Origin of the sequence: Allocoleopsis sp., assembly GCF_036703385.1 — a bacterium.
Lineage (GTDB): Bacteria > Cyanobacteriota > Cyanobacteriia > Cyanobacteriales > Coleofasciculaceae > Allocoleopsis.
In genome coordinates, this window is record NZ_DATNPA010000584.1 from 1 (window position 1) to 5,395 (window position 5,395).

Below are 5,395 nucleotides of genomic sequence, written 5' to 3' on the forward strand. Positions count from 1 at the left end.
GGAGTACCGATGAACAAAATGCCCCGCTTCCAGGGAACACCGTAGGTTTCGTAAGTCTGGCGTGATGCGAAGAAGTTGGTTAGGTCATCTTGAATCTCTTGTTTAAGACTACCGCGTAAGATGAGGTTATCGAAGTTTGCACCTTTAATGGCTCGAAATAGGTCAGGACTTTTGCTCCAATGACCTTCTTCAAAGACTAGAACCTCTTCACGAATCTGCCCGTTCCACTCACAAACGGCAGCCAAGAAGGATTCTGCAATTTCTTTGGTATCCGCCAGAATCCAGTAACACTGAATGTTATCCCAACGCTCTCGCCAACTCATGATGAGGACATCGAGTGTATTTCCTTGCCATGCCACCTCAAACCAAGCGTTCACAGCACCTTTATGGATGTGGTGTTCCATGCCATCCCAGTTGGTAGCAATTTGGTTGTGAACCGAGACTTTCTGCTCAATGGTACATTTTTCGGCGTGGGCATAGGCTTGTAGATTGAAGGAACATTCGCTGCCCTCAACCAGTGCCTTATCGGGATACAGTGCAGCTAATTCCTGACTGACGCGGTAGGCAATAGCCGTCGTGGGAAGGCTGAGTGCCTTGAGCATGAGCTTTTTGATTTTCACGCTGATGCCGTCTCCTAGTTTTCTGTTGCAGCGATCGCATGATTGCGCGTTAGCGTTTGCGTAGCATGGTGCCGTCGCAGCAAAGCGGAACGAAGTTCAGCACAGCGCCACAGGCGATCGCTTCCCAGTCTCTACAAAGCGGTTGGGACAGATTTCGGATGTTTGCTCAATTGCTGGAAATGCAGTTAATACCCATTTCCAGTTGAATATCGCTGGCGACTCAAAGATAAGAGTCGGTGGAGAATGTCCACCCTATATCATAAGTAACGAATCTCGTTGGCGATCGCACCATGACGAAGACAAGTCTGTTTGCAGAGTTAGAGAAAGTCACCGCCGACTTACATCAAATCAATCCTTGGGCAGGGCTGCTACGCTTTAGCGTACTGGGTTCGATGTTCCTCAGCCTAGTAACGTTAGCTTGGTCAACCTCAAATGAACTCGTGTTGTGGAGTGCAACAATACTGGCAGGGCTTTTCTATGCCTTCTGGCTCATCTGCACCCATGATATGGCGCATCAGAGGTTGACGGGATGGACGTGGTTCGATACTGTCATGCCTCGGCTGATGAGTTGGCCGATGTTGTGGCCTTACGGTCTGTATGCAGAACTGCACCGTTTACATCATGGCTGGAACGGGATTGACTTGCGAGACCCGGAACGAGTGCAGTGGACAGAGCAAGAGTACCAGCAAGCTTCCCCTTTACTGCGATGGTACGTGCGTCATCAGTGGAGCTGCGATATTTTCCTGCTGGGGGGAATTGGGCTAATTATTAAGACGTTTGTCAATGCTGTGCGCTTTCAGAAGTTAGTGCCTCGCCTGCGCTTCCAACTGCTGCTTGATGTAACGGGTATGCTGCTAGTACATGGTGTTCTGCTGACTTTTGCGATCGCTCCAGGAAAACTACTGCATTATTTCTTATTTTGGTTGATTCTGGAACGGGTGATTGGAGTGGTGCTACAGGCACGAGACCACTTGGAACACTATGCACTTTGGGGAAAGTTTACAGGACACCAACTGACCCAGCTTTATGCTTGCCGCAATCTCAAGACGAGTTCCTTGCTTGGATGGTTAATGGGGGGGCTGAACTATCATGCTGTACATCATGCTTTTCCTAGTATTCCCTTTAACCAGCTTGCAGAAGCGTTTCAACGCATTCAAGGAGTGTTGCAACAGCAGAGTCTTCCTCTCATGCAATTGGATGAAGGTTACCTCAAGTCAACCTACGGGTTGAGTCATCACCCCTGTTTAATTGGTGGAGTTAACCCGTCTGAAGCAACAGGTCGTAATCATATGATTTCTGTAAAATGAGAGCTGGTTGTTATCGATATGCCCTACACCAAAAAGCTGTACACCTGGCTCTCACTGCACCAGCAACGAGAGCGCAATTAGAGGAAAACTTGAGTGTTTTGCACGCTCCTGAACTCACCCCGGAAGCATTAGCACGGTGGCAAGACTATGGGGGGTTGGTTTATGGGGATGGGCAAGACAGCTTTGAAACCAGATGGCTTTAAGGGTGTGCTTACAGTAGGAGAATCTCACTGAAACAGCAGAAGCGATCGCTACCACTACTTAATGAGTTGTGAATCCTCATAATATCGGCATCCGAGAGTCTCCCCACTCGCTGAGGGGTAGCTGGCTTGTTAAGCGTCCTTAATAATATAGATCACTGATAAATGGCTCTCAAGTCACACCACCCGATATTCTTAAATCACCCAACAAGGTGGTGATAGGCTGCTATTGTTGAGTTTGTAGGTTAACAACTGGTTAAGGAGTTTAATATGCAGCTTCTCAATCACTCCAGTACTACCTCTAACCCAACTATCAAGAAAGCAGGAGCCAAACTGCACATGATTTGGGTGAAGAAAATAGACGCCAATCAACGTGAATACCTCGCAGCGGTTTGGACAACCCAGGATTAGCCCCCCCCTGCTGAATGTCGAGGCATTGCCATTGAGGGAATAGCACAATAAAGTTCGGTGCATCAACTCATAGTGTTCGATAGACCCCAACATCATCATCGGTCAATCGGCAACGTTGGAGTGTGTTGCACTCAATCCGCTTCTGGCGATCGCTCATAATAGTCGCTAAGTCCGGTCGTCCCGTGACAGCCAGTCGCCAGTCAGCCCAGATTTCGTATAGGGTATCCACAATCCAACCAATCACAGGTAACTTGGTGGCAGCATAGATCCACCCCATTCCCAGGATTTCGTAGACTCGACGAAAGACTTCCACATTTTTGATGATAGTGCCGTCGGGGAGTACAGCATGGATTCGCCCCATTGCCGTCTCAAAGTCTACCCCACCATGTGAAGAGGGAGTATAGTCATCGTCGGCAATGTCCACAAATGCCACTTTTCCTCGGCCTGCATCGCGTTTTCTCAAGAAGTTGACTTCTCGCACACACAAGGGACATTCACCGTCGTACAGCAATTTGATTTGCCAGGACGGCTGTTCAGGCACAGTGGCGACTTCAACGGATTCGTGGAGTTGGGTATTCGATGAGGGCATAAGTAGTGGAAGAATCAATTAGCGTTGGAATCTTGTTAAAAATCTCCTGGACAAGGAGATGGAGATTGTGCTGACTTGCTTTGTTACTAATTGTAACGAGTTGAGGATTGCATAAGGAAACCGAACATCCATTCAATGGTGATAATAGTTCTTAGCTCATAAAGAAAGCTGCCGATAATTAATGTGATCGTCAAACCCGATACCATCGAGTTGCCAGCAGGAGCAGTTGTGAGAGTGCCTGGAACCTGGCAGGACTATCAAACATTGCTGGAACATTTAGGCGATCGCACTTCCCCTCGTGTCAAGTACTGCAGCAGATCGAACTCTTGAGAGAAAATAAACAAGGAGTTGGCACTAAGGGGTAATGCCAAAGAAAATAAGGGAATTGAAAGCAATGGTGGCAAAAGTTGGGTACGTCCTTCAACCAGGTCGGGGTAAAGGAAGTCATACTTATTGGAAACATCCGTTGCTACCTGAAGAACCCCTAACCATCCCCGGTAAGGATGGGGATGATGCTCCGCTATATTTAGAAAGAAATATTCAACGGGTGCTGAAAAAGTTAGAAGAGATTGAAAACGAAGAAGGTGAAGAATGAGCTATCACTACAGCATGGTGATTCAATGGTCAGAGGAGGATCAGCTCTTCTTAGTTCACTTGCCTGAGTTTCCCTGGCAGCAGTTTCATACGCATGGTAGAACTTATGAAGAAGCTGCCAAAAATGGTCAAGAAGTGATTGAGGCTTTTGTGGAGATGTTGATAGAGGAGAATAAACCTCTACCAGAACCCAGAATTCTTCCCACAAAGCCATTACAGGTTGCTTAGTTGCGTGTATCGAATTCCACCACAATACTGCACAGAAGCAAATCGTGAACCTGTTTGCTCTTCCTCGCTGGAACAAACGAGTTGAAAGTGTTCTCTTCCTGGCGACTGGAGAAGGATAGAAAAACTCAGAAAATAACAGATGACGAATGCAGAATTAATTGAAAAAGCTCATACTTTATTAGATTGTGAACTTGAAGAAGAGGCATTCATATTATGGGAGATACTTGAGCGTGATATTGAATATTTGGAACCCAATGAAGACGGTGATCAACCTGAGTTGCACCTCCTTTTTCACCACCTTAAGGAGGTAACTGACAACTTTTATTGGGATTGGGAAGCTACCATAAACTACTATGACCCAGAAGAAGGAGGTTCCAGTTTGGCTTTCTACCCTTTAACTCATCAACAAGTGGCACAGCTATTAGACAAGATACCTAACCGTGATGATAGTAATTATTGGACGATGATGATAGATAGATTTTTACCATTTCTTGTCGTTGCTGACTCTCATCTACAAAACCACGGTGTACCATCTGAAAGTGAGGAGCCTGTTAATTTAACAGAGGATTTAAAAGTTTTCATCCAAATTCGTCAAGATATATTCCATAAAAGTGAATTCTGGAATTTAGAAAATTTTTTAAAGTTTTATGATTTAAGTACATAAGCATGAGTTATAGAGAAAGAGAGTTGCTAGAAAGTTTTGTAGTTGATAATGGAGACTTAGATAAGCTGGAAGCCCAACTCGCCCAGTTCAATATTTTTGAAGCAATTGGTGTAGTACGGCAAGAAGTACGTCACTCAAACTTTTTAGCATTTTTGCTGAATCCGTCTCAGAATCACAGGCTTGATGATATCTTTCTCAAGCGATTGCTGAAGCGAGTCTTGTTAGAGGCAGATGAGCCGACAGAATTAAAAGATTTGAAAATTAGCCCGATTGATATAGATATAGTTGATTTGAAAGATGCTGAAGTTCGCCGGGAGTGGAAACATATTGATATTCTTATATACTCTCCTAGTAATCATTTAGTTTGTGCCATAGAAAATAAGATTGATTCTGGAGAACACTCAAACCAATTGCAGCGATACCGAAAAAATATATTTAAAGAGTATGGAGATTGCCGAGCTATTTTGATTTATCTCTCGCCAGAAGGTACCCCACCATCTGATGAAAATTGGATTGTATACAGTTACTCTAAAATTGCTGAATTAGTTGATAACATTCGTGAAAAATATAAATCTACATTAGGTGCTGATGTTTATACACTGATGCTCCATTACTCTCACTTGATAAGGAGGCATATCGTGAGTGACTCAGAAATTGCTGAGCTTTGCAGAAAAATTTATAGGAAACATAAACAAGCCTTAGATTTGATTTTTGAACATCGTCCAGACTTACAATTAGAACTTTCTGAAAAACTTAAAGAGATAGTTAATCAACATATTGAA

Annotated in this window: 9 protein-coding genes and 1 pseudogene; 8 read left to right on the plus strand and 2 right to left on the minus strand. The window is 44.5% G+C overall.

The features are described 5' to 3' along the window. Positions 1-620, minus strand: a pseudogene (locus tag V6C93_RS28205) (ATP-binding protein); the annotation flags it as partial. A 65-nt stretch (positions 621-685) separates the two neighbouring features. On the opposite strand from V6C93_RS28205, the gene V6C93_RS28210 reads away from it, so the two are divergent. The 4 genes from V6C93_RS28210 to V6C93_RS28225 all read left to right on the plus strand — a co-directional run bounded on the left by V6C93_RS28210 (position 686) and on the right by V6C93_RS28225 (position 2,538). Beyond that, the gene (locus V6C93_RS28210) at positions 686-826 is read left to right on the plus strand and encodes a hypothetical protein (RefSeq protein WP_333479997.1); all 141 of its coding nucleotides are present in this window, start codon (positions 686-688) and stop codon (positions 824-826) included. 84 nt (positions 827-910) lie between these two features. Then, positions 911-1,927 carry a fatty acid desaturase gene (locus V6C93_RS28215; RefSeq protein ID WP_333479998.1) on the plus strand — a complete coding sequence of 339 codons (1,017 nt, stop codon included), beginning with the start codon at positions 911-913 and terminating at the stop codon, positions 1,925-1,927. Next, positions 1,924-2,130 (plus strand): hypothetical protein, encoded by a 207-nt coding sequence (locus V6C93_RS28220; protein WP_333479999.1) that lies wholly within the window; start codon positions 1,924-1,926, stop codon positions 2,128-2,130. The genes V6C93_RS28215 and V6C93_RS28220 overlap by 4 nt, the downstream gene beginning before the upstream one ends. A gap of 267 nt (positions 2,131-2,397) precedes the next feature. Then, positions 2,398-2,538, plus strand: coding sequence for a hypothetical protein (locus V6C93_RS28225; RefSeq protein ID WP_333480000.1), 141 nt, complete (start codon positions 2,398-2,400; stop codon positions 2,536-2,538). A gap of 67 nt (positions 2,539-2,605) precedes the next feature. Here V6C93_RS28225 and V6C93_RS28230 read toward each other — a convergent pair whose 3' ends face one another. After that, positions 2,606-3,127, minus strand: a complete 522-nt coding sequence (locus tag V6C93_RS28230) for a DUF393 domain-containing protein (RefSeq protein WP_333480001.1) — start codon at positions 3,125-3,127, stop codon at positions 2,606-2,608. A 364-nt stretch (positions 3,128-3,491) separates the two neighbouring features. Between V6C93_RS28230 and V6C93_RS28235 the strand changes: the two genes are divergently transcribed. The 4 genes from V6C93_RS28235 to V6C93_RS28250 form a co-directional block, all read left to right on the plus strand. Next, entirely contained in the window at positions 3,492-3,722 is a 231-nt protein-coding gene (locus V6C93_RS28235; RefSeq protein ID WP_192222259.1) for a type II toxin-antitoxin system HicA family toxin, read from the plus strand. Next, positions 3,719-3,949: a type II toxin-antitoxin system HicB family antitoxin gene (locus V6C93_RS28240; RefSeq protein ID WP_333480002.1), complete on the plus strand. Its 231-nt coding sequence runs from the start codon at positions 3,719-3,721 to the stop codon at positions 3,947-3,949. Before V6C93_RS28235 ends, V6C93_RS28240 begins: the two co-directional genes overlap by 4 nt. A 139-nt stretch (positions 3,950-4,088) precedes the next feature. After that, positions 4,089-4,613 (plus strand): hypothetical protein, encoded by a 525-nt coding sequence (locus V6C93_RS28245; protein WP_333480003.1) that lies wholly within the window; start codon positions 4,089-4,091, stop codon positions 4,611-4,613. A gap of 2 nt (positions 4,614-4,615) precedes the next feature. Beyond that, positions 4,616-5,395 (plus strand): PD-(D/E)XK nuclease family protein (locus tag V6C93_RS28250; RefSeq protein ID WP_333480004.1); only part of this gene is annotated, 780 nt, incomplete at its 3' end.

Excerpts from the sequence above, each read along its gene's own strand:
- V6C93_RS28215 (WP_333479998.1), top strand. The coding sequence starts at position 911 with ATGACGAAGACAAGTCTGTTTGCAGAGTTAGAGAAAGTCACCGCCGAC.
- V6C93_RS28240 (WP_333480002.1), top strand. The coding sequence starts at position 3,719 with ATGAGCTATCACTACAGCATGGTGATTCAATGGTCAGAGGAGGATCAG.
- V6C93_RS28225 (WP_333480000.1), top strand. The coding sequence starts at position 2,398 with ATGCAGCTTCTCAATCACTCCAGTACTACCTCTAACCCAACTATCAAG.
- V6C93_RS28220 (WP_333479999.1), top strand. The coding sequence starts at position 1,924 with ATGAGAGCTGGTTGTTATCGATATGCCCTACACCAAAAAGCTGTACAC.
- V6C93_RS28210 (WP_333479997.1), top strand. The coding sequence starts at position 686 with ATGGTGCCGTCGCAGCAAAGCGGAACGAAGTTCAGCACAGCGCCACAG.
- V6C93_RS28235 (WP_192222259.1), top strand. The coding sequence starts at position 3,492 with ATGCCAAAGAAAATAAGGGAATTGAAAGCAATGGTGGCAAAAGTTGGG.
- V6C93_RS28230 (WP_333480001.1), bottom strand. The coding sequence starts at position 3,127 with ATGCCCTCATCGAATACCCAACTCCACGAATCCGTTGAAGTCGCCACT.
- V6C93_RS28245 (WP_333480003.1), top strand. The coding sequence starts at position 4,089 with ATGACGAATGCAGAATTAATTGAAAAAGCTCATACTTTATTAGATTGT.